Origin of the sequence: Tissierella praeacuta DSM 18095 (genome assembly GCF_900128955.1) — a bacterium.
GTDB lineage: Bacteria > Bacillota > Clostridia > Tissierellales > Tissierellaceae > Tissierella > Tissierella praeacuta.
Genome location: NZ_FQTY01000003.1, coordinates 174,189 through 197,982 on the forward strand (window position 1 = coordinate 174,189; position 23,794 = coordinate 197,982).

Sequence of the window (23,794 nt, forward strand, 5' to 3'; positions counted from 1 at the left end):
TAGGTATAAATTGATGTGGAAATGTAAATGTGATATTATAAAATTAGTGTTTAATAGTTCAAGCAGTAAAGATATATTTGATAGGGTAAAATAAATATAAGGGGAATTAGTATGGAAGTCAAGAGATGTTCTTGGGCAAAAAAGGATGTAGATATAGTATATCATGATAATGAATGGGGGAAACCAGTTCATGATGATAATCTATTGTTTGAAATTCTTATTTTAGAAGGTATGCAGGCTGGATTAAGTTGGACTACGATTTTAAATAAGAGAGAAAGTATGAGGATAGCCTTTGATGGTTTCAATCCCCAAATAATTGCTGAATACAGTACAGAGAAAAAGGAGGAGCTATTACTTAATCCTAGTATTATTCGAAATAAGGCTAAAATAAATGCATTAGTAACTAATGCAAAGGCATTTCTACGTATCCAAGAAGAATATGGTTCTTTTAATAATTATATTTGGAAATTTGTTGATAATCAGCCAATAGTGAATAAATGGACAGATCTATCTCAAGTTCCTGTAAATACGGAGATTTCTGGGAGAATAAGTAAAGATTTATATGCTCGTGGATTTAAATTTATAGGTTCAACCATTTGTTATGCTTTTATGCAAGCCGTAGGCATGGTTAATGATCATATGGTATGGTGTGAACAATATTCAAAATCTTAGTTCAACTATATACTATTATTAAATTAAAGTTTTCAGAAAGAAAATGAAGTGAGTTTAAGATTTCAATATAATTGTTCAAATATAGATTGGGAAAATGTAGTTAAAATACTAAAAGAAGTTGAAATGGATTTGGTCGAGCAATTTCAGATGGAGTATATCAGGCTGCAATTTATGATATAGCAGTATCTTCTGAATATCAAAGGAAGAGTATAGGAAGAATTATTATAGAGAAGATTTTAGAAGGACTACCTAATTGTAATTATATTTTATATGTTTCACCAGGAAAGGAAACTTTTTATGGAAAGTTTAACTTTAGAAAGATGAAAACAGGAATGGCATTGTTTAATAACCCAGATAAGATGAAGGATAAAGGATTTGTACAATAATAAAAGGAGATGATAAGATGAATAATTATAAGTGTACAGTATGTGGCTATACCTATAGACCAGAAAAGGGGGATAAAATACATGGTATAGAGTCTAATACAGCTTTTGAGGATTTGCCAGAAGATTGGAAATGCCCAACCTGCAACCAGCCTAAAATGGCTTTTGAGGAAATAAAATAACCTCTATATATTTGAATGAGAAAGGAGAAAAAATGAAAGAAATAAATAAAATATTTAAGATAAAAATAATTATTATTTTAATCATTATATCAATAATAGGGCTTAAAGGTAATGATAAATCTTTAGCAGCAGGAAATATTAAATTAGTCGTAGATGGAAAAGATATAACCTCTAAATCAATGCCAATAGTAAGGAATGGTAGAACTTTAGTACCTGTACGCTTTGTATCAGAAGAATTAGGAGCAACAGTTACTTGGAACAATGATGACAGGATTGTAAAAATTGAAAAAGGAAATAGTACAATATCTTTAAAGATTGATAGTCGCTTAGTTCAGTATATAGATAAGGAAGAGAAATATTTTTTATCTGATGTAGCGCCTGTAATAATAGATGGGCGTACTTATACGCCTTTGAGATTAGTAAGTAATGCTTTAGGTATAGGAATTGAATGGGATGGAATTAATAGTGTTGTTAATATCAACTCTAATATTTCATCAGATTTTACTCCGTTTTTTCAAGAAAGTATTTTAATTGCAGATAATAATATTAGTGGTAAAACTGAGTTACAGCTTAATTTACCTAATGGTGCACCTAAAAATGCAGTAGAAATAAAATACCTATTAATGGATCCTAAAACAGCTAAGGGAAAAGTTATAGCTAGAGGAAATGATTTAGGTGGAAAATATATATGGCTGCCAAATATAAAGGATAATGGAAAGAAGGTTCTTGTGGCTGCTGTATATGATAATAAGGGGAATTTCCTTTCAGGGGATGCAATACCTGTAAATATGAATATAATTCCCAATGTATTTTTAACGGGAGTAGAAAACGGACAAGTAGTAAATGAAAATATAGTTTTAAATCCTAATGTTAATTTTGTAGCTTCCTATGTAAAATATGAAATAGTTAATCTAGATAAAAACAAGACCAATTTAACAACAGAATTGGATCCACAAGGTTCATATAAATGGTCTCCTATGGTAGATGATAATGGAAACTATTCTGTAAAGGTAATCGCCTATGATGAAAATAATAATGCCTATCCAAGTGAAGCTATTAATATTAAAATTGAAGTTCCATATATTTTAGGGTTCTCAGGAGTTAAAGATGGTATGATAATAGATAAACCAGTTAATTTATCTGCTACTAGAAATTTTAATGTTATAGAAACAGAATATATTCTAAGGGATCCAAATACAGGAGTGGAAGAAGTCCTTAAAAAGCAAGGATATGGAAGTTATAAATGGTTTCCAAGTCCAGAGTATAAAGGTGATAAAGAGCTTTTAGTTAGAGTAAAAGATACCTTTGGAATAATACACCAAACTAAAGGTGTTCCTGTTAAATTACCTGGGAAGCCTAGTCTGCTTATTGAAGGAGTGGGACCGAAACAAGTAATTACATCGGAAGTAAAGCTAAAAGCTTTAAGTAATATTGGCTTAAATAGTGTTGATTATATCCTAATAAATTCAACTAAAGGAACTAAAAAAACTTTAGCATCTGGACAAAATCCTTCTATAGAATATAAATTTACACCAACTAAAGGAGAACTAAGCTATAGCCATATTAAAGCAGTAGGCGTATATAATGGCAAGACTATAGAAAGTGAAGAAATTCCAATTAAGATTTATTTGGGGCAGACCTACGGACCAAAACCAATTGTTGCAAAAGATAAGTTTTTAGGGGTAGCATCTAATCTAGCAAAAGAATCTTGGGGAAATACAGGGATGTCTGCTGCTTTACAAACAGCACAAGCTATATTAGAAACAGGATGGGGGCAATCTGTACCTGTAGATAAATATACTGGAAAAGTCTCTAATAATCTCTTTGGAATTAAGGGGAAAGGCACAGCAGGTTCAGTTATATCCAACACATGGGAAGAGTACAATGGAACTAAATTTAGAATTGATGCAGAGTTTAGAGCTTATAACAATATCAATGAAAGTTGGTTAAATCATAAAGAGCTACTCTTAAAAGGTGAAAGGTATGGTATATTTAGGGATGTAATGCATGATAGTACTCAAGGTGCTTGGGCACTAAGAAGAGCAGGATATGCAACGGATTCTCAATATCCTATAAAACTAATGAATATCATTAAACAATATAAATTATATGAATTGGATGAAATAGGAATATAAATAAGGACAAGCCCATTGTTAAAGGGCTTGTTTTTATATATTAAAGAATTAATATTTAACTTGCTGTAGATATACCAATATTAAAAAACTTTAAAAGTAGAAATCTTAAAAAAGAAGGAATTTCATAACTTATAGCGAATATATTAAATGGACTTTATAAAAAATAAAGGGGGAGAATATTTTGTTTAATGATTATAATTATAATAAGTCTTGGGAAAGTCCAGGGTCTAAAAATAATGATGATGTAATGACCGTTGGAGAATGGATAACTGTATTAATTGTATTTGCTATCCCAATTATAAACATAGTTATGTATTTTATATGGGGATTTGGAGGTAATGCAAATAAAAACCTTCAAAATTTTTGTAAAGCAACTTTAATAATGGCTGCTGTAGGTATTGTGTTTGGTCTATTATTTGCGGGATGTTCACGTATTTAGAAGACAAGATAAAAAGAAAGGAAGATGAAAGTGAGTAAAATGTTAATAGTTGTTGATATGCAAAATGACTTTATAGATGGAGTATTGGGTACCAAGGAAGCAATAGATATTATTCCAAATGTAGTCCGAAAAATAAAGAATTTTCAAGGGAATATAATATATACAAGAGATACTCATAAAGAAAACTATCTATCTACACAGGAAGGTAGATGTTTACCAGTAAAACATTGTATAGAAAATACTCATGGGTGGGAGTTACATAAGGATATTCAAAATTTAATAAGGGATACTAAAACTAATATTTATAATAAAGATACTTTTGGCTCTAAGGAATTAGTTCAAGAACTAATGGATATTAACAAAAAAGAGCCAATAGAGGAAATTCAGATAATAGGTCTTTGTACAGATATTTGTGTTATCTCAAATGCATTATTAATTAAGGCATTTTTACCAGAAGTAAAAATATCAGTAGATGAAAAATGTTGTGCAGGTGTGACTCCAGAAAGCCATAAAAATGCAATAAATGCAATGAAGATGTGTCAAGTTGTTATTGTATAAATAAATCCAATAATTCACCACTATAGTATAAGATTCATATGATATATAGAACGATAAAATAATGGTGGTGAGAAAATGAGTGAAAATACATGTTTAACTTTAGGAATGAAAGCACCAGATTTTGCTGGGCTGTCAACATTTGGACCTGTGAAATTATCTGATTATACAGGGAAATGGGTAATATTGTTTTCTCATCCAGGAGATTTTACTCCTGTGTGAACCACGGAATTTATTGCCCTTGCAAGGCAATATGATTCTTTTCTTGAGAGAAATGCCCAGCTTTTAGGAATAAGCTTAGATAGTAATCCATCCCATCTTGCATGGGTTTATAATATATATCAAAACACAGGTATTCAAATTCCTTTCCCAATAGTAGCAGATAAAGACATGAGTATTGCTAAAATGTATGGAATGATTGCCCCAAATATAAGTACAAGTACAACAGTACGGAATGTGTTTATCATAGATGATAAACAGATTATTCGTGCGATATTAGTATATCCTTTATCTAATGGTAGATATATACCAGAGATATTAAGATTACTGATTGCATTACAAACTACAGATATGTATGGAGTAGCAACTCCAGCAGATTGGCTCCCAGGGCAGCCAGTAGTAGTACCAGCACCTACAACCTATGAAGAGCTTCTTAGAAGAGTAGGAGGAGAAGACGGATATTATTGTGTAGATTGGTATTTATGTTATAAAGATATTAATTAGATAATTTTAATAAAATAGTCTAATAAGTTTAGATTCCAAACTTATTAGACTATTTTTATTTTCCCATCATATGGTTTCATTATAGATTTTATAATATCTAAATCTTCAGAACTTGTATCTAACCAGTACTTTTCCATTTCTCTAGGTAAAATAACAGGCATCCTGTGATGGATTTCTTTCATAGTTTCATTAGCATCTGTTGTAATTATAGTAAAAGATTCATATTCTTTACCATCTGTATCTCTAAAAACATTATATAATCCAGCTAAAGAGAAGATATTTTCATCTTTCACAGATATTTTTCTTTTTATTTTCTTTCCGTTTATATTCTGCCATTCAAAAAAACTGGTTACGGGAACTAAACATCTTCTACTGTAAAATGAATTTTTAAACAAGGGTTTAATATCTACTGTCTCAGTCCTTGCGTTTATTATGGGCTTTTTAGTAAATGCAGGCATAAATCCCCATTTCATTATTTTCAGTTCGTTATTATTATTATTATTTATTACAATAGGAACCATATTTGTAGGAAATACTTCCTCCTGAGGATTAAATCTTCCTACAGTTTTTATAGCTTTATATCTTTCTATTAACATATCTATATTTGTATCTAGAGAAAATCTACCACACATAATATCACCTAATTAAATATTTTATAATGTTATTATACCCAGAAAGATAATGAAAGAACAGAGCAAAAATAGTATTTGAATATTATATAGAAAATAAATGTTTTTGTTCTACTATTGTAGAAGTATAAGCTAAAGAAAATTCACGAAAAATGCTTTTATAAGAATTAATTAGAAGGAGTAGTATGGGGAATTACATTTCTTTATATTCTTTCTTCAATATTCCCATAAATAAAGTATCAGTATATTTTCCATCAACAAAGAAATTTTCTCTTATTCTGCCTTCTTCTTTAAATCCACATTTCTCATAGCAGGAGATAGCCCTTTTATTATATGCTCTTACTTCTAAATCTAATTTATGAAGATTTAATTTATTAAAAGCAAATTCTTGAATGAGTTTAATTGCTTCGCTGCCATAGCCCTTACTTAAATTATCCTTAGTCCCTATTACAATGCCTAATGTTCCAACTCTATTAACCCAATCTATCCTTATTAAATCAATTTGACCAATGTATTCTTCAGTGTCTTTATGAGCTATAACAAAACCTTTAAAGTTAGAAGCACCTTGCAGAATATTATTTAAGAAGTTTTCAGTTTCATTTAAAGTATGGGGATATAAAAATATATTGCTCAAATATTGGGTAATCTCAATATCATTTACCCATTTTCTCATATATGGTAAATCTTCTTTTCTATACTCTCTTAATACTATCCTATCACCAATTAATCTAGCCAATAATATCACCTCTTATTTTTATAGTACATTATATCATAGAGAATATAATAACAATATAAGTTTTTGGAATGAATTCATTAATTATTATAGGATAACATGAAATAAAGATATAGAATTATCATAATCATAAAACTACGGAGTTTGTAACTCAGAAGATAAAATGATTAATACCTAAAAATAAAAAGTGAAGTCTAGAGGAAATTTAGGTAAATATTTTTATCCCAATAAATAGTAGGACACAATTCCCAGTTTTTCCTTAATATGATATAATTTATAATAAATTTCTAAGTTTTTAGGACGGATGTCCTTCATTAGAGTATGAATTTTATTATATACTTTAAGGAGTGGGAACTTTGCATATAATTGAAATCATTGAATCAAATAAAGGAATAAAAAAGATATTAAGAGATTGTCCCTATGAGATTTTAAAAAAGTGGGAATTTAAGGAATACTCTAAGGGGCAACTAATATGTCATCAAGATATGCAATATGAGTATTTCTATATTATAGTCAAAGGTTATGCTAATATATCTTTGACAGCAGAAAATGGAAAAAAGTATTCTCAGGCCATATATAAAAATGGAGATTACTTTGGGGAATTGGAGATATTTGATAATAAGCCATATATTTGCTCTATTGAAGCTTTAACAGATATTCAGGTAATTCGTATAGGAAGAGAAAATTTTCTAAAATGGATTGATAAGGATAGAAGTTTTTCTTTACATATAATGAAAACATTATGTGATAGTTTTTATAAACTATCAAAATTAGCAGGTGAAAACACTTTGTATTCTTTAAAGTATAGATTATGTAATTATCTATTATATAGATTAGATTCAGGAGTTAAATCAAGTAGTGGTATAGAAATCAATGTAAACAAAGAACAATTAAGTGAACAGTTTGCAGTTACATCTAGGAGCATAAATAGAATACTTCAGCAATTAAAAGAAAATGGTATCATAGACGTATCAAATAATTCAATTAATATTATTGATATAAAAAGACTGAGAGAGGAAGAAATCCTAAGTCGAAAGGAATAATTATGTCAATAAAATCGAGAGAAATCGATTTTATATATTAAAATAATAAGGGGGAGTTTTCTTTGAAAAAGAAACTTTTAATTTTATTATCACTAATGTTGATAGTATCCACAGTATTAGCTGGATGTAAAAAAACTGATGTACCAACAACTTCAGATAAGCCAGCTACTAATGATGCATCAGATATTGTTGAAGCAACAAAGGTAGGATTAGTATTAGCAGGTGGATTAGGAGACCGTTCATTTTATGATTCATCTCACGAAGGTGTAGAGCAAGCTAAGAAGGATTTAGGCATTGAGTACAAAGTATATGAATGCAGAAATGATTCATCATTATTAAATGACCAATTAGTACAAGCTTCTCAATATGCTTCAATAGTAGCAGTTGTAGGTTTCGAGTTTTATGATGTAGTTCAGGAAGTAGCAAAGGAATTCCCAAAAATTTCATATATCTATGTAGACAATGAAATTGAAGGAATTGATAATCTAATCACTATATCCTATGCAGAAAATGAAGGTTCATTTTTAGCAGGTGCTTTAGCTGCCATGCTTACAACTGAAACATCTATAGAAGGCATAGATGAGGGTAAATTAATAGGTATGGTTGGAGGAATGGATATTCCTGTAATAAGAAACTTCCAAGCAGGCTATGAAGCAGGGGCAAAATACATTGATCCAGAAGTTAAAGTTGAAACCATATTTGCAGAAGATTTTGAAGATCCAGCAAAAGGTAAGGAAAGTGCAACGGCACTTTATTCAAGGGGAGCAGATATTATATTCCAAGTAGCAGGGAAAACAGGGGAAGGTGTATTTGAAGCTGCCAAGGAAATGGGCAAATATGCCATAGGAGTAGATACTGATCAACGTTATATAAATCCAGAAGTTATAGTTGCTTCCATGGTTAAAAAAGTAGGTAAATCAATTTATGATACTATAGAAAATATACAAAACGATAAAATAGAAAAAGGTAAAGTAGTTCATTATGGTTTAGCACAAGATGGTGTAGAAATGGGATATGGTTCAAGTAATATGACTCAATTTGCAACAGAAGATATGAAAGCAAAACTTGAAGATATAAAGGCAAAAATCATTAGTGGAGAAATAGAAGCACCAACAGGTAAATAAGATTTAATGGAGAAGTAGACAGCTACTTCTCCATTTTACAATAATTATGGTTATATAAGATAACGAGGTGAGAATTTAAGTGGATGATAAAGTTTTAGAATTAAAAAATATATCCAAACAATTTCCTGGGGTATTAGCAAATGATAATATTAACCTTGAAATAAAAAGAGGAGAAATTCATGCAATAGTTGGAGAAAATGGAGCTGGAAAGTCTACTCTTATGAATATATTATATGGACTTTACGAACCTACTATAGGAGAAATTTATTTTAATAGTAAGGCTGTAAAATTTATGAGTCCTTTAGATGCAATAGAATTAGGAATTGGTATGGTACATCAGCATTTTATGCTAGTACCTTCTTTTACTGTGGCAGAAAATATAGTATTAGGTACAGAACCGAGGAAAAATAAAATGTTTGTAAATAAGGAAAAAGCAATTGAAGTTACAAAGGAATTATCCAATACCTATGGATTAATTGTTGACCCAATGCTGAAAGTGGAGTCATTATCAGTAGGAATTCAGCAAAGAGTTGAAATATTAAAGGCACTTTATAAGGGTGCTGATATATTAATATTAGATGAACCAACGGCGGTTTTAACACCTCAGGAAACAGAAGAATTATTTAAAGTCATAAGAAAACTAGTAAATGAATTAGGTAAAACAATAATAATAATTACCCATAAGCTTCAAGAAGTATTATCCATATCAGATAGGGTAAGTGTTATGCGTCAAGGAAAGATGATAGGAACTTTAAATACTAAAGATGCCAACGAGCAAATATTGGCGGAAATGATGGTCGGTAGGGAAGTTTTATTTCATAAACTAGATAAGAGAAACACTGAAAATAAGGAAGTGCTAAGAGTAGAAAAATTAAGTGCAAAAAATAATAGAGGACTCTTAGCTATAAAGGATATTAGTTTTAACTTAAAATCTGGTGAAATTCTTGGCATAGCTGGAATAGAGGGGAATGGACAATCTGAGTTAGTAGAAGTATTAACAGGTCTTAGGGAAAAGGAAAGTGGAGAGTTTTTTATAAAGGAAATAGAATCATCAAACAAATCCCCGAGAGATATTAGAAAGTTAGGCATTGCACATGTACCAGAGGATAGATTGGCAATGGGATTATCTAAAGATGCCACTATTTCTGAAAATATTATTATGGGTTCTCAATATAAAAAACCCTATGCAATTAAAGGACTTCAGTTAAATAAATCAAAGATTAGGGAAAAAAGTAAAGAACTTATAAATCGATTTGATATAAGGACGCCTTCAGAAGAAGTTTTTGCTGGAAATCTATCAGGTGGAAATATGCAGAAAATGATTATTGCTAGAGAATTTACTTTCGATACCCCAATATTAATTATATCTCAACCTACTAGAGGAGTAGATATAGGAGCAATTGAGTTTATTCATAAAGAGATAATAAAAAAGAGAAATGAAGGATGTGCTATTCTATTAGTATCTGCAGAATTAGATGAAATATTTAGATTATCAGACAGGATAATGACTATTTATGAGGGAAGTATAACTGGTGAATTTGATGAAGGAACTATATCAAAGCAAGAAATAGGTCTTTATATGACTGGAAAAAACATGAGTTTGGAAGAAGGTGTATAGGATGAAAAAAATAATTGAAAAAAGAAATTTAGAGTATATAATCTCCCTTTTTATATCTATATTTGCTTCATTATTAATAGGTGCTTTAATTATGATGGCAAATGGGAGAAGTCCTTTAGTTGGATACGGTGCTTTAATAAAAGGTGGGTTCGGCTCCAAATATAATATAGCTACAACATTTGCTAAAACTGTTCCTTTGGTATTAACTGGATTAGCAACAGCCATATCCTTTAGGTCAGGAATATCAAATATTGGTGGAGAAGGACAACTTTATTTAGGGGCATTTGCTGCAGCTTATGTTGGTATAACTTTTACCGGTCTTCCAGGTTCTATTGGTATAGTATTGGCAATTTTGACAGGAGCTTTTATAGGAGGAGTTTATGCGTTTTTCCCTGCTTTACTTAAGGTAAAGTATGAGGTAGATGAAGTTATAACTACAATAATGTTAAATACAGTGGCTACTTTATTTACTGGATATTTAGTTAATTATCCTTTTGCTACAACTAAGGGAAAAATGGGAGGTACAGAGATTATAGCAGAACAATTTCAACTTTCTAGATTAGTAAGATTATCTACCTTAAATACTAGCATATTTTATATGGGAATTATTGCCATAGTAATGTATTATTTAATGGAAAAAACTTCTTTTGGATACGATTGTAAAATGGTAGGACAAAACTCCTTATTTGGAAGATATGGCGGAATAAAGGATAAGAAACAAATGGTAATAGCCATGGTGATATCGGGAGCATTATGTGGTATTGCTGGAGTATTTGAAGTTATAGGAGTGCACTATAGGTTTTTACAACATATATCTCCAGGATATGCATTTGATGGTATGTTAATAGCTTTAATAGTGAGAAACAACCCTATAGGTGTAGTAATTATGTCCATATTCTTTGGTGCTTTAAAAACAGGTTCCATTTCTATGGAGAACGCTACAGGAATACCATCAGAATTAGTATTAGTTATTCAATCCATAATAATTTTATTTATTGCAGGAGAAGCGGGATTTAAAAATATCTATAAAAACTGGCGTCTAAAAAAGGTTGGAAGAGTAGGTGAAAAAAATGTTTAGTGAACTTTTTAATTTAGCATTGATACAACATACCATAAGAACTGCTACGCCACTTATATTAGCAGCATTAGGAGGATTACTTACTCAACAAGCAGGAATACTCAATATAGGTATGGAAGGTATGATTCTTTTAGGAGCATTTTTTGGAGTAGTGGGAAGTTATTTCTTTGGCAGCTCATTTATGGGAGTGCTTTTAGCAGCTTTTATTGGTTTATTAATAGGTCTTTTATTTGCTTTATTTGTTATAGACTTAAAATCAGATGAATTTGTAATAGGCATAGCTATAAATATTTTTGCAGGAGGATTAACAGTATTTTTACTTAGAAGTATATTTGGAGTTAAAGGAGCTTTTTCTTCACCAGATATAGTACCATTACCAAGACTTAATTTTCCAATGCTCAATAAGATTTCTTTTTTAAATACTATTTTTAATAATCATACAGTATTTATTTATATTAGTTGGATTTTAGTAGTATTAACTTATATATATTTATATAAAACCCCACAAGGAATTTGGCTTCGTGCTTCTGGAGAATATCCTGATGCTTTAGAAACAGCAGGTATTAGTCCAAGAAAAATGAAATATATTAGTTCAATAGCCTGTGGAATATTATGTGGTTTGGCTGGAGCTCATCTTTCCTTAGGATATTTAACTTTGTTTACAGAAAACATGAGTGCTAATAGAGGGTTTATTGCTTTAGCTGCAATAATATTTGGTAAAGCTAATCCAGTAGGTACATTTTTTGCAGCTTTATTATTTGGATTTTTCGATGCCCTAGGTATTAGATTACAAGTTGTAGGAATTCCTTCTCAATTTACCCAAATGATTCCTTATATAGCAACTATATTTGCATTAATTATTGTAACTAAAAGGCAAATGGCGAAGAAAAATAAAGGTAGGATAAATAATGTATAAAGTTAAAAAATATGATGTTGTAGTTATAGGTGGAGGAATAGGAGGATATTACAGTGCTAGGGTCTTAAGAAATGGGGGAAAGGTCGTAGCTTTAATAGAGAAGGATAAATTAGGAGGTATTGCCCTTAGATGGGGTGCATTGCCAGTAAAGAAGATTTTAGATTCTTTTAAAGGCATAAAAAAAGAACAAATAAAAGAAATTAGGGAAAATCTTATAACAAAATGGGATGATGATTTAAAGAAATTAGAAAAGAAAATTATAAACAATTTATTAGATGATGAAATAGATATATACTATGGAGATGGTGAATTCATAGATTCTAAAAGATTTAAAATAGGATCTCAAATAATAGAAACCGATTATTTTATTGTGGCTACAGGAACTAAACCTGCTAGTATAAAAGATATTCCTATTGATGGAGTAAATATAATTACTCATAAAGAGGCTATAGATTTAACAAATATACCTAAGAGTATAATAATTTTAGGCGGAAATGTAGAAGGTATAGAATTTGCAGCTTTATATGCCAAGATAGGTGTAGATGTTATTGTTATAGAGAAAGAAGAAAGTATTTTACTTGGAAATGATGAAGATTTAGTATTTCCTATAGAAGAAAATCTTAAATCTTTAAATGTAAAGATTATAAAAGGCATAGGTGCTAGAAAGGCAGAAATAGGTAAAAATCGAGTTAATGTATTATTAGATGATGGAAGTATTGTTTCTGCAGAAAAGGCTTTAGTTACCTTTATGAGAACCCCAAATTTTCCAAAGGGAATTGAAAACACCAAAATAAAAACTAGTAAAGATAGAATTATAGTTCGTGAAGATTTATTAACTGATGAAGAAAATATTTTTGCCATAGGTGATATTAATGGAATTTTAGGCATGGCTCATGTGGCTATTCAGCAGGGAATAAAAGTTTCAGATTATATATTAAGAGATATACCAGTAGATATATCCTATGAGGTTTTACCTAGAGCAGTGTTTACATTTCCAGAAATGGCTGGAGTAGGGAAACAAGAGTGGGAATTGAAAAAGGATAATACCCCATATAAACTAGGAATTGCCTATTTTAAAGATAGTTGGAGAGGTTGGGCAAAGAATATAGAAGAAGGATTTGTAAAAACCATAATAGGCTTAGATAATAAGATTTTAGGTATATGGATGGTAGGAGAGAACGTATCAGAATATATTGGATTAATGGGGCAATTAATAAAGGAAGAAAGAACAGTAGATGAAATACTATCTAATTTAATCATTCATCCTAGTTTAACGGAAACCATATTAGAAGCTTTACTGCAATCAAAAAATGAGAAGGTGATAGGATGAAACAGCCTCATATATTATGTGAAGAAAAAGATATATCAGAGTACGTAATACTCCCAGGAGATCCAGCTAGGGTATTGAGAGTTGGAGAATTCTTAGATTCTTATGAAGAAATAGCATATAATAGAGAATTTAGAACAATAAGGGGATATTACAAAGGTGTACCTATAACAATTACTTCTACTGGAATAGGAGGTCCATCTGCTGCAATAGCTATAGAGGAATTGATATCTTGTGGAGCAAGATATCTCATTAGAATTGGGTCAGCAGGTGCAGTTCAACCAAATATTAGGCTGGGAGATCTAGTTATTTGTTCAGCAGCTGTGAGAGAAGATGGGACTACCAATATGTATGTTTCACCAAATTATCCTGCAGTATCAGATATTAAATTTACAAATTTAATTATAAATACATGTGAAGAATTAAAATATAGATATCATTGTGGATTAGTTAGATCTCATGATTCATTCTATATTGATGAAGAAAATCAAATCATGGAGAAATGGAGTAAGAAAAACGTATTAGCATCAGATATGGAAACTGCATCCTTATTTGTGTTGGGACAAATTAGAGGCGTAAAAGTTGCTAGTATATTAAACAATGTAGTGGAGTATAAATCTGATACAAAGAAAGGTATAGTAGATTATGCTATGGAAAGCATAGGTACAGTAGAAGGAGAGAGAAGGGAAATTATTTTAGCATTAGAATCTTTAAAAAAACTTTATGATCAAAGATAAATTTTTAAATCTGCAGAGGCTGTCCTTTTCTATGGACAGCTTTAATGTTAATATATAACTATCTATAGGAAAGGAATGATTTGTGTTGTAAATAATGAAGGTGATATCATAATTAGAGATGGAGAAAGAATATTACTAGAAATAATAAAAAAACAGATATCAAGAGTGTTAGATTAGAAAAAAACTAACTTTAGATTTGGGAACAGGGGTATTTAATAAGAAACAAGGATTTATAAAATTAAAAGGGAAAATAGAAAGATATCATTTAGAAAAGAAATCAATTTCCATCACGTTTATAGATGTAGATAAATTAGAGAATATCAATGATAAATTTGGACATTGTGAAGGTGATAGATTAATTAATATTATAGCTACTATTATAAAAAATATAAGAAAAGAAGATTTTGTATATAGGTACGGTGGAGGTTAATTTATAATGGTTTTTAAAAATGCTAATATAAAAGAAGCAAAAGAAATATGGAAGTCTTAGGCTAAGAGAATTAATAGAGTATGTGGATAAAGATATGTATGAAGAAAATAATTGGTTGTTAAGAATATTTGAGTTGATTAGATATGTGACCTTATAGTTAAAAAATCTTCTTAATATTAGGAGAAGGAGATTTTTTGATAGTAGAAGAATTTAGAAAAAAGAAGGACTTTAGTCTTATTTGTCGAATATATAAAGGTAAAGATGTAATGACTGGAGGGACTATAATCAATGGAAATAATAGATAATATTCAGAGTTTACTAGGGGATAATCTTAAAAAAACAATTAACAAAGGTGATAAATTATCTATTGTAGCATCTTGCTTTTCTATATATGCTTATGAATCTCTAAAGAAAGAGCTTGAAGGAATAGATGAACTTAAGTTTGTTTTTAATTCTCCTACATTTATTAAAGATAAGATAGATAAAGAAAAAAGAGAATTTTATATACCTAAGTTAAATAGAGAAAGAAGTCTATATGGAACTGAATTTGAAATAAAGTTAAAAAATGAATTGACACAAAAAGCTATTGCTAAGGAATGTAGTGATTGGATAAAAAGAAAAGTAACATTCAAATCAAATAAAACTAATGCAGGATTGCAAGGATTCATTAATATAGAGAGTAATGAGCCTAAATGTACATATACTCAAATTAATGGATTTACTACCGTTGACCTAGGATATGAAAAAGGTAATAATCTTTCAAATATAGCTATAAAATCGGAGGATTATTCAATTACAAAAACATATTTTACCTTATTTGAACAACTATGGAATGATAGAGATAAGCTAGAAGATATAACTAATGAAGTAGTAGATTATATTACAACTGTCTATAATGAAAATTCACCAGAGTTCATATATTTTGTTATTCTCTATAATATATTCAATGAATTTCTTGAAGATATTACAGAAGATATATTACCAAATGAATCTACAGGATTTAAAGAAACAGAAATATGGAAAAGACTATATAATTTTCAAAGGGATGCAGTTATAGGTATAATAAATAAGCTTGAAAAATACAATGGATGTATTCTTGCAGATAGTGTGGGACTTGGAAAGACTTTTACGGCACTAGGGGTAATCAAATACTATGAACTAAGAAATAAATCTGTATTAGTTCTTTGTCCAAAAAAACTATCTGAAAACTGGAACACCTATAGAGAAAATTATACAAATAATATATTAGCTAAAGATAGGTTTAACTATGATGTATTATATCATACAGATTTATCTAGGGAGAATGGCTATAGTAATGGTATAAATTTGGGAAGATTAAATTGGTCAAATTATGATTTGATAGTAATCGATGAATCACATAACTTTAGAAACAACGACCCTTATAAAAACAAACAAACTAGATATCAGCGATTAATGAATGATGTAATAAGGCCAGGAGTAAAGACTAGTGTGCTTATGCTCTCTGCTACACCAGTAAATAATAAATTTACAGATTTAAGAAATCAGTTAGCATTAGCTTATGAAGGCAATACATCAAATATAAATGCAAAACTAAATACAGAGCGAGGAATAGAAGATATTTTTAGAAGAACTCAGTTAAATTTTAACAAATGGTCGAAGTTGCCAAATGATGAAAGGACAACAGAAAGATTACTTCAAATGTTAGATTTTGATTTCTTTGAACTATTGGATAGCCTTACCATTGCCAGGTCACGTAAACATATTCAAAGATACTATAATGTTGAAGAAATAGGCAAGTTTCCAACTAGACTAAAACCAATTTCTCATTTCTGCAAATTGACAGATAGAAAAGATGTAATTAATTATAATGATATATTTAATGAACTAACTAAGTTGAATTTAAGTATATATGCACCGTTTAATTATATATTGGCAAGTAGACTAAATTTCTATGAGAATATTTATGACACCGTAGTAAGAGGGGGGATAGGTAGTTTAAGACAGGCAGATAGAGAACGAAGTCTACAGACTTTAATGAGAATAAATTTATTAAAAAGACTTGAAAGCTCAGTAGATGCCTTTAGAATAACTTTGTCTAAGATGTTAAGTAATATTGAAAATACAATAGAGGATATAGATAAATTTGACTTACATATCTCAAATTGGTTTGTAAATCAAAATGAAATAAATAACATTAATTTAGATGAAGATGATTGGCTAGACGATGATTATAGCATAGGAAGTACTGTAAAGATAAATTTGGCAGATATAGATAGAATTTCATGGCGAGAAGACTTAGAAAGCGATAGAAATGTAATAACTTCACTATTGGAAGAAATGGAAAAAATAACAGCAGACCATGATACTAAACTTAAAACATTAGAAAAGATAATAGATGAAAAAATATATAGACAAATGAATTCTGGAAATAAAAAAGTCATCATATTTACAGCCTTTGCAGATACTGCAGATTATTTATATGAACATATATCAAAGTTTGCTAAGGGAAATTATAACTTAGAAACAGCAAAAGTAGTAGGCTCCGATGCAAATAAAACTACATTAAAAATTAAAAATGATTTGCATACAATTCTTACTTGTTTTTCACCAATATCTAAGGAAAAACATTTGACTATGCCAGATATCAAAGGTGAAATAGATATACTAATAGCCACTGATTGTATTTCTGAAGGTCAAAACCTTCAGGACTGTGATTATTTAATAAATTATGACATACATTGGAATCCAGTAAGGATAACTCAAAGATTTGGGCGAATAGATCGTATCAGATCAAAAAATGAAACCATTCAACTTGTAAACTTTTGGCCAGATATGACCCTTGATGAATATATAAAGCTTAAGGAAAGAGTAGAAAATAGAATGATAATAGTAGATGTAACTGCTACAGGAGATGATAATTATCTTTCAAATAAATCTACAGATTTAGAATATAGGAAGGATCAACTAAAGAGATTACAAGAGGAAGTATTGGATTTAGAAGATATAAATACAGGAGTATCTATAACAGATTTAGGGCTAAATGATTTTAGAATGGATTTAGTAAGCTATGTAAAGGAGAATGGAGATTTAGATAAAGTTCCCAATGGTTTACACACTGTGATTAAATCTGATGAAGAAAAAGGTATTTTACCAGGGACAATCTATGTATTAAAAAACATAAATGATGAACTAGATAAAAATAAACGAAATATGATATATCCTTTTTATCTAGTTTATATGAAGTATAATGGGGAAGTTTATTTAGAACATTTAAAGGTGAAAAAGATACTAGATATCCTAAGAACTGGATGTAAAGGAAAGAATAAACCTGTAAAAGAAGCATATCTAGAGTTTAATAAAGAAACGAAAGATGGCAGAAAAATGGACAAGTACTCTAGATTATTAGAAGATACCATAAGAAGTATAGTAGATGTAAATGAAGATAGCGATATAGATAGCTTGTTTTCAGCTGGTGGAACAACAGCATTACTAGAAAATATAAAAGGTCTAGATGATTTTGAACTAATTTCCTTTGTAATCATAAGGTAGGTGGAAAAAATGTTAAATTTACCAGAGAGAACATATTTAGGAAGAAAGATTCCTAAGAATAAATTCTATAGTAAGATTAATGCAGATAGTAAATTAGAATCCAAGTTTATTAAGGAAGTAGATAATATTATTTGGAAATACAAACTATCAGAAGAAACAACAAATTTAGAATCAACAACTGAGGTTGAAGAAATTCAAATATTTGAAATATCTTTAAAGACTCAAGATCTATCAAAGGAAGTACTTGAAAATATAGATAGAGTCATACCATATCCAATATTATTTATTCTAAGATATGAAGATAAAATAAAACTCTCCATAGGATATAAAGAAAGAAATAAAACTGATGAAAATAAAATGGTAATACATTCTTATTATGAATCAAACTGGCTCAAAGAAGATGAACTAAAAATAGATATACTCTTAGGTTTAACTCTAAAGGATGTTTATGACAATATTATTAGACAACTAATACCCATAGAAAGTAGTAGGGATGATAATATTGAAGATGTAATCCAATTAAATGAAAATATAGAGAAATTAAAAAAGGAAATAGATAGACTAGAGAAAAAAAGAAATAGTGAAAAACAATTTAATAAAAAGGTAGATATAAATAGAGAGCTACGGATGAAAGTTAAGGAATTAGATAGTTTGATTAATAGATAGGAGGACGATGATGGATACTATTGACAATAGAAATATTATTGTTGAAATAAGGAATCTTATTTTAAAATCAAGAGAAAATATTGCCAGAGAAATTAATAGAGAACTGTTAACAACATATTGGAATGTAGGTAGAATAATTGTTGAAAATGAACAAGATGGATTTATAAAGGCAGAATACGGGAAAGAGCTATTAAAACGACTTTCAAAAGAACTAACAAAAGAACTAGGAAAAGGATTTTCAGTATCAAACTTACAATATATGAGGAGGTTTTATCAAACTTATCAAATTCAACAGACAGTGTCTGTTAAATTAAGTTGGTCACATTATTGTGAATTATTAAGTGTTTCTGATGAAGCAGCAAGAAGCTTTTATGAAAAAGAGGCAGTTAATTCCAACTGGTCTGTCCGTGAATTAAAAAGGCAAATAGATTCATCTTTATTTGAAAGATTGTTGCTATCAAAAGGAAATACAAATAAAGAAAAAGTACTAGAATTAGCTACCAAAGGAATAACATTTTCAACTCCAAATGATATCATGAAAGATCCTTATGTTTTTGAGTTTTTAGGATTACCAGAGGACAAGCCAATTTTAGAAAAAGATTTAGAAAAAGCATTGATAGAAAAACTAGAAAATTTTCTGCTTGAATTAGGCAGAGGGTTTATGTATGTAGGTTCACAACAAAGAATTACGGTAGGAAACACCCATTATTATATTGATATGGTTTTTTACAATAAAATCCTTAGAGCCTATGTATTGATTGATTTAAAAATTGGTAGGCTAAAGCCAGAACACATAGGACAGATGAATATGTATGTTAATTATTATGCAGCAGAAGTCAGTGATGATGAGGACAATAAACCAATAGGAATAGTTTTATGTGCAGATAATTCAGAAGTAGTTGCAGAATATGCATTAGGTGGACTTGAAAATAATATTTTCGCTTCAAAATATGTTTATTACTTACCAGATAAGGAAGAACTCATCAATCAAGTAGAAGATGTTATGAAAAACTTATGATCATTTAAGAATATATTGTATATTTCCAGTATGTGCATTTTTGCACATACTTATAAAGAGGACGAAGATGATGGATAAATTAAATAAAGAGTCTATAAATTAATGATATAGGAAGTTTTAGAAGATTAGTTAACTATTTTGGGTATTTTGGACAAGTTGTATATATTTAATTTTACTAAGATTCAGGGAAGTTTAAAGGATAATTTCTATAGAAAAGATAATTTGCTTGGAGGGTTATTATGTCAAGTTTCATGAAACAAATAAAGGAAGACATTAAAGATATTCAGCAAAACAACCCATACATATCTAATATTGAAAAGGATGAATGGGCTTTTAACTATTGGGTTCTTGATAAGCTTTTTTATGTAGATGAAGAATTAATTGAGCAGCAAATAATAGATTACAAAGACTTAGGAATTGATTGTTATGTATTTTATGAAGATACTAAAGAATTATATTTAATACAAAATAAGTATTATTCGGATAATACTAAAATTCAAACAGAGTATGTAAAAAATGATTTTGTTTCAAGAGCAGTCAAGGCTTTAGAGCAGGGTACTTATTCAAAATCAGAGGAACTTCAAAACATATATACTAAATACTCAAGTCATCCAGATTTTATGATTTATTCTGAACTTTATGTAACAAATAATTCAAAGAATGAAAATGCAGAAACATTTGTTAAAGAGTATAGTAAAAAGAATCCAAATCACATGGTAAGTATTTACTACCTAGATGATATAGAAGAAAAATACTTTGGAGAAACTAAGAAAAATAAGACTAACTTAGAAGTAACAATACATAGCGTTAATAAGGGTACTATTTTAAAGATAAATAATGATCAGTATAAACTTAAAAATGTTATAGATGCAAGATATGTATTTACTCCTGTTTCATCTGTATATAGATTATTTAAGGAAGCAAAAGATAATGAGTACCCAATATTCGATCAAAATATTAGAGAATATCTCGGGAATAGCAAGATTAATAAAAACATTTATACAACTCTACTTAATGAGCATGAAAGAAATAATTTTTTTATTATAATAATGGGATTACAGTAATATGTGATAAAATGGACAGCATTTCAGTAAAGTCTTTAGGTAATAACCTTAATGCTTCCTTTAAAATAAAGAACCCGCAGATAGTAAATGGGTGTCAGACTGTAAATTCAATATATGAAGCTCTGAACAAGATTGATCCAAATAAATTAGATGAAGAGTTCAAAGATTGTTTTGTAATGTTAAAAATACTTGAAATTAACAGAGAAGATGATAATGAAAAGATACTCTATAAGGATATAGTTCGATACACAAATTCTCAAAATTCAATTAAGGAATCAACATTTATTGCCAATAGAAGTGAATTTCTAAGATTGCAAACTGAGTTTGAACGAAAAGGATTTTTGCTGTTAATAAAACAAAGTGATAAGCATACTTTTTCCGAAAAGTATTAATTCAGAAAGGCTAAAAAAGTTTGGGATTGAAGAAATAAGAAAAGCAAGTGATTGTTATATAGATTTAGTTAAATTATTACAGGTAATTATAGCTTTTTCAAAAGGTGGATATTATGCATATACGAAGAAAAGTAATTTGTTAAAGGTAGACACAAATGAGTTTAATGAAATTATTGAGTTTATAAAAAATCCAGAATTAACAATAGATATGTTACTAGATCTTTTTCTTTTATATAAGAGAGCCGAAATCGAAAAAAAGAATAGTAAAGATGGTAACAATCCAATTGTTTATTATTTAATTGATGGTTTTGCAAAATACGAGTGTAAAGAAAGAAAAATCTCTATGTTATATGAAGAATTAAATAATATAGAGAAGGTTAATAATATTATAAATTTATATAAAGGAACTACAAAAATGTACTCAATGGAATCGCTTAAAGATGATGGAGTTGAATATAATAAAATGATTAAAAGACAAATTGACTATAATAGATTCGACAAAGTAAGAACAACAGCTAAAGTAATGTTAGATTAATAGATAGGAGGATAATATGGATAAATTAAATATGAAATCAAAGGATATGACAAAGGATAATATAGAAAAAATAGAAAGGTTATTTCCAAATGTAATTACAGAAATTAAAGATAAAGATGGAAATATAACGAAAGCAATAGACTTTGAGCTATTACAGCAGGAATTAAGTGGAGAAATAGTAGAAGGAAATAAAGAAAGATATCAATTAACTTGGCCAGGGAAGAAAGAAGCAATATTAATGGGAAATACACCAATAAACAAAACTCTTAGACCAGTAAAGGAAGATAGTGTAGACTGGGATAATACAGAAAACTTATATATAGAAGGAGATAATTTAGAAGTAATTAAGCTATTGCAAGAATCCTATTTAAATAAAATAAAATGTATATACATAGATCCACCATATAATACAGGAAAAGACTTTGTATATAGGGATAACTTCACCCAAGATAAGGATGAATATTTAGAAGAATCTGGACAAGTAGATGAAGAAGGAAATAGGTTATTTTTAAACACAGATGCCAATGGAAGATATCATAGTGACTGGCTAACTATGATGTACACAAGACTAAAACTTGCAAGAAATCTACTTAGTGAAGATGGAGTAATTTTTATATCCATAGACGATAATGAGGTGCATAATTTAAGGAAGATTTGTGATGAGATTTTTGGGGAAAGGAATTTTGTATGCAATTTTATTTGGCAAAAGACATATAGCACAAAGAATAATAACAAATATGTGTCTGAAGATCATGATTATATTTTTTGCTATGCAAGAAATTTAAATAGTATAGAAGAATTTAAAAGATTAAATAGGACAGAAAAATCAAATGAACAATACAAATATGATGATAATGATGGAAGAGGTTTATATAGATTAGATAATATAACAGCAAGTGGACAAAGAGGATATAATATTAAGCATAATGGCAAAGTATATAAAGAACCATACCCTAGTGGGTGGAGGTTTAAGGAAGATACGATGTATGAGTTAATTAATGATAATAGAATTTATCTTCCTGAAGATGAGAATAAAAGGCCTCAGGTAAAAAGATATTTAAATGAACAAAAAGGTCTGATTTCAAAAACAATTTTACAACATGAGCTTGTAGGGCATACAGATAGTGCAAATAGAAATCTATTCAGATTATTAGGTGATTTAGTTTTTGATTATCCGAAACCTGTTGAACTTATGAATTATTTGATTGGATTAATATCTGATAATGATTCCATTATCCTAGACTTCTTCTCAGGCTCAGCCACCACTGCCCATGCAGTAATGCAACTAAACGCAGAAGATGGTGGTAATAGAAAATATATTATGGTACAACTACCAGAAGAAACTGATGAAAAATCAGAAGCCTATAAAGCAGGATATAAGACCATAGCTGAAATAGGAAAAGAACGTATTCGTAGAGCAGCAAAAAAAATAAAGAAAGAAACAAATGCAGATATAGACTATGGATTTAGAGTGTTTAAAGTAGATTCTTCCAACATGAAAGATATATATTATTTACCAAATGAATTAACTCAAATGAAGTTACATGAATTAGAAGCAAATATAAAAGAAGATAGAACAGGGCTAGATTTATTATCACAGGTAATTTTAGAGGCAGGACTTCCATTATCCCTTCCTATGGAGACAAAGATAATTAGTGGTAAGGAAGTGTATTTTGTAGACGAAAATGCTCTTATAGCATGCTTTGAGAAAAATATAGATGAATCTTTGATAAGAGAAATAGCCAAAATGAAACCTCTTAAGGCAGTATTTAGAGATAATTCTTTCAAAGATTGTCCTTCTAGAATAAATCTAGAAGAAATATTTAAGAGTATGTCTCCAACTACAGAAATAAAGGTTTTATAG

Annotated in this window: 23 protein-coding genes and 1 pseudogene; 22 read left to right on the top strand and 2 right to left on the bottom strand. The window is 29.3% G+C overall.

Annotated elements, in window-relative coordinates; all coding sequences use genetic code 11:
• Positions 1-111: 111 nt before the first annotated feature.
• The 7 genes and pseudogenes from BUB33_RS05515 to BUB33_RS05545 all read left to right on the top strand — a co-directional run bounded on the left by BUB33_RS05515 (position 112) and on the right by BUB33_RS05545 (position 5,089).
• A complete protein-coding gene (locus BUB33_RS05515; protein WP_072974092.1) occupies positions 112-672 on the top strand; it encodes a DNA-3-methyladenine glycosylase I in 561 nt (186 codons plus the stop codon).
• Between the two features lie 137 nt (positions 673-809).
• Positions 810-1,058, top strand: a pseudogene (locus BUB33_RS16885) (GNAT family N-acetyltransferase); the annotation flags it as partial.
• A gap of 17 nt (positions 1,059-1,075) precedes the next feature.
• Complete coding sequence (locus tag BUB33_RS05525) at positions 1,076-1,237, top strand: rubredoxin (protein WP_072974094.1); 162 nt, start codon at positions 1,076-1,078, stop codon at positions 1,235-1,237.
• A gap of 11 nt (positions 1,238-1,248) precedes the next feature.
• Positions 1,249-3,372: a stalk domain-containing protein gene (locus tag BUB33_RS05530; RefSeq protein ID WP_159429167.1), complete on the top strand. Its 2,124-nt coding sequence runs from the start codon at positions 1,249-1,251 to the stop codon at positions 3,370-3,372.
• Between the two features lie 181 nt (positions 3,373-3,553).
• Positions 3,554-3,811, top strand: a complete 258-nt coding sequence (locus tag BUB33_RS05535; RefSeq protein WP_174905298.1) for a hypothetical protein — start codon at positions 3,554-3,556, stop codon at positions 3,809-3,811.
• Positions 3,812-3,850: 39 nt separating this feature from the next.
• Positions 3,851-4,369, top strand: coding sequence for a cysteine hydrolase family protein (locus BUB33_RS05540; protein ID WP_234949993.1), 519 nt, complete (start codon positions 3,851-3,853; stop codon positions 4,367-4,369).
• Between the two features lie 105 nt (positions 4,370-4,474).
• Positions 4,475-5,089 (top strand): peroxiredoxin, encoded by a 615-nt coding sequence (locus BUB33_RS05545; RefSeq protein ID WP_234949994.1) that lies wholly within the window; start codon positions 4,475-4,477, stop codon positions 5,087-5,089.
• Between the two features lie 44 nt (positions 5,090-5,133).
• On the opposite strand, the gene BUB33_RS05550 is transcribed toward BUB33_RS05545, so the two are convergent.
• Together BUB33_RS05550 and BUB33_RS05555 are read right to left on the bottom strand one after the other, a co-directional pair.
• A complete protein-coding gene (locus tag BUB33_RS05550) occupies positions 5,134-5,721 on the bottom strand; it encodes an SOS response-associated peptidase (RefSeq protein ID WP_072974101.1) in 588 nt (195 codons plus the stop codon).
• 190 nt (positions 5,722-5,911) lie between these two features.
• Positions 5,912-6,454: a GNAT family N-acetyltransferase gene (locus tag BUB33_RS05555; RefSeq protein WP_072974103.1), complete on the bottom strand. Its 543-nt coding sequence runs from the start codon at positions 6,452-6,454 to the stop codon at positions 5,912-5,914.
• A 353-nt stretch (positions 6,455-6,807) separates the two neighbouring features.
• On the opposite strand from BUB33_RS05555, the gene BUB33_RS05560 reads away from it, so the two are divergent.
• The 15 genes from BUB33_RS05560 to BUB33_RS05630 all read left to right on the top strand — a co-directional run bounded on the left by BUB33_RS05560 (position 6,808) and on the right by BUB33_RS05630 (position 23,794).
• Complete coding sequence (locus tag BUB33_RS05560; RefSeq protein ID WP_200778137.1) at positions 6,808-7,494, top strand: Crp/Fnr family transcriptional regulator; 687 nt, start codon at positions 6,808-6,810, stop codon at positions 7,492-7,494.
• 62 nt (positions 7,495-7,556) lie between these two features.
• Complete coding sequence (locus BUB33_RS05565; RefSeq protein ID WP_072974108.1) at positions 7,557-8,618, top strand: BMP family lipoprotein; 1,062 nt, start codon at positions 7,557-7,559, stop codon at positions 8,616-8,618.
• A gap of 79 nt (positions 8,619-8,697) precedes the next feature.
• Complete coding sequence (locus BUB33_RS05570; protein ID WP_072974111.1) at positions 8,698-10,236, top strand: ABC transporter ATP-binding protein; 1,539 nt, start codon at positions 8,698-8,700, stop codon at positions 10,234-10,236.
• A gap of 1 nt (position 10,237) precedes the next feature.
• Positions 10,238-11,314, top strand: coding sequence for an ABC transporter permease (locus BUB33_RS05575; protein ID WP_072974113.1), 1,077 nt, complete (start codon positions 10,238-10,240; stop codon positions 11,312-11,314).
• Positions 11,307-12,230, top strand: a complete 924-nt coding sequence (locus BUB33_RS05580; protein ID WP_072974115.1) for an ABC transporter permease — start codon at positions 11,307-11,309, stop codon at positions 12,228-12,230. The genes BUB33_RS05575 and BUB33_RS05580 overlap by 8 nt, the downstream gene beginning before the upstream one ends.
• Complete coding sequence (locus tag BUB33_RS05585; protein ID WP_072974129.1) at positions 12,223-13,560, top strand: dihydrolipoyl dehydrogenase family protein; 1,338 nt, start codon at positions 12,223-12,225, stop codon at positions 13,558-13,560. Before BUB33_RS05580 ends, BUB33_RS05585 begins: the two co-directional genes overlap by 8 nt.
• Positions 13,557-14,294: a nucleoside phosphorylase gene (locus tag BUB33_RS05590; protein WP_072974131.1), complete on the top strand. Its 738-nt coding sequence runs from the start codon at positions 13,557-13,559 to the stop codon at positions 14,292-14,294. Before BUB33_RS05585 ends, BUB33_RS05590 begins: the two co-directional genes overlap by 4 nt.
• 196 nt (positions 14,295-14,490) lie before the next feature.
• The gene (locus BUB33_RS05595; protein ID WP_072974132.1) at positions 14,491-14,724 is read left to right on the top strand and encodes a diguanylate cyclase; all 234 of its coding nucleotides are present in this window, start codon (positions 14,491-14,493) and stop codon (positions 14,722-14,724) included.
• A 288-nt stretch (positions 14,725-15,012) separates the two neighbouring features.
• Entirely contained in the window at positions 15,013-18,255 is a 3,243-nt protein-coding gene (locus BUB33_RS05600) for a helicase-related protein (protein WP_072974133.1), read from the top strand.
• Positions 18,256-18,264: 9 nt separating this feature from the next.
• On the top strand, positions 18,265-18,921 hold the full coding sequence (locus BUB33_RS05605; protein WP_072974135.1) for a DUF4391 domain-containing protein: 657 nt from the start codon (positions 18,265-18,267) through the stop codon (positions 18,919-18,921).
• A gap of 10 nt (positions 18,922-18,931) precedes the next feature.
• The gene (locus BUB33_RS05610; protein WP_234949987.1) at positions 18,932-19,939 is read left to right on the top strand and encodes a PDDEXK nuclease domain-containing protein; all 1,008 of its coding nucleotides are present in this window, start codon (positions 18,932-18,934) and stop codon (positions 19,937-19,939) included.
• Positions 19,940-20,178: 239 nt separating this feature from the next.
• The gene (locus tag BUB33_RS05615) at positions 20,179-21,003 is read left to right on the top strand and encodes a hypothetical protein (protein WP_072974139.1); all 825 of its coding nucleotides are present in this window, start codon (positions 20,179-20,181) and stop codon (positions 21,001-21,003) included.
• Positions 21,004-21,014: 11 nt separating this feature from the next.
• Positions 21,015-21,395 carry an AIPR family protein gene (locus BUB33_RS05620; protein ID WP_072974141.1) on the top strand — a complete coding sequence of 127 codons (381 nt, stop codon included), beginning with the start codon at positions 21,015-21,017 and terminating at the stop codon, positions 21,393-21,395.
• Complete coding sequence (locus BUB33_RS05625) at positions 21,364-21,930, top strand: hypothetical protein (RefSeq protein WP_072974143.1); 567 nt, start codon at positions 21,364-21,366, stop codon at positions 21,928-21,930. Before BUB33_RS05620 ends, BUB33_RS05625 begins: the two co-directional genes overlap by 32 nt.
• 16 nt (positions 21,931-21,946) lie before the next feature.
• Positions 21,947-23,794: a site-specific DNA-methyltransferase gene (locus tag BUB33_RS05630; RefSeq protein ID WP_072974145.1), complete on the top strand. Its 1,848-nt coding sequence runs from the start codon at positions 21,947-21,949 to the stop codon at positions 23,792-23,794.

Coding starts and splice junctions, on each gene's coding strand:
- BUB33_RS05515 (WP_072974092.1), top strand. CDS start 112: ATGGAAGTCAAGAGATGTTCTTGGGCAAAAAAGGATGTAGATATAGTA.
- BUB33_RS05525 (WP_072974094.1), top strand. CDS start 1,076: ATGAATAATTATAAGTGTACAGTATGTGGCTATACCTATAGACCAGAA.
- BUB33_RS05540 (WP_234949993.1), top strand. CDS start 3,851: ATGTTAATAGTTGTTGATATGCAAAATGACTTTATAGATGGAGTATTG.
- BUB33_RS05550 (WP_072974101.1), bottom strand. CDS start 5,721: ATGTGTGGTAGATTTTCTCTAGATACAAATATAGATATGTTAATAGAA.
- BUB33_RS05575 (WP_072974113.1), top strand. CDS start 10,238: ATGAAAAAAATAATTGAAAAAAGAAATTTAGAGTATATAATCTCCCTT.
- BUB33_RS05580 (WP_072974115.1), top strand. CDS start 11,307: ATGTTTAGTGAACTTTTTAATTTAGCATTGATACAACATACCATAAGA.
- BUB33_RS05585 (WP_072974129.1), top strand. CDS start 12,223: ATGTATAAAGTTAAAAAATATGATGTTGTAGTTATAGGTGGAGGAATA.
- BUB33_RS05590 (WP_072974131.1), top strand. CDS start 13,557: ATGAAACAGCCTCATATATTATGTGAAGAAAAAGATATATCAGAGTAC.
- BUB33_RS05600 (WP_072974133.1), top strand. CDS start 15,013: ATGGAAATAATAGATAATATTCAGAGTTTACTAGGGGATAATCTTAAA.
- BUB33_RS05605 (WP_072974135.1), top strand. CDS start 18,265: ATGTTAAATTTACCAGAGAGAACATATTTAGGAAGAAAGATTCCTAAG.
- BUB33_RS05610 (WP_234949987.1), top strand. CDS start 18,932: ATGGATACTATTGACAATAGAAATATTATTGTTGAAATAAGGAATCTT.
- BUB33_RS05615 (WP_072974139.1), top strand. CDS start 20,179: ATGTCAAGTTTCATGAAACAAATAAAGGAAGACATTAAAGATATTCAG.
- BUB33_RS05620 (WP_072974141.1), top strand. CDS start 21,015: ATGGACAGCATTTCAGTAAAGTCTTTAGGTAATAACCTTAATGCTTCC.
- BUB33_RS05630 (WP_072974145.1), top strand. CDS start 21,947: ATGGATAAATTAAATATGAAATCAAAGGATATGACAAAGGATAATATA.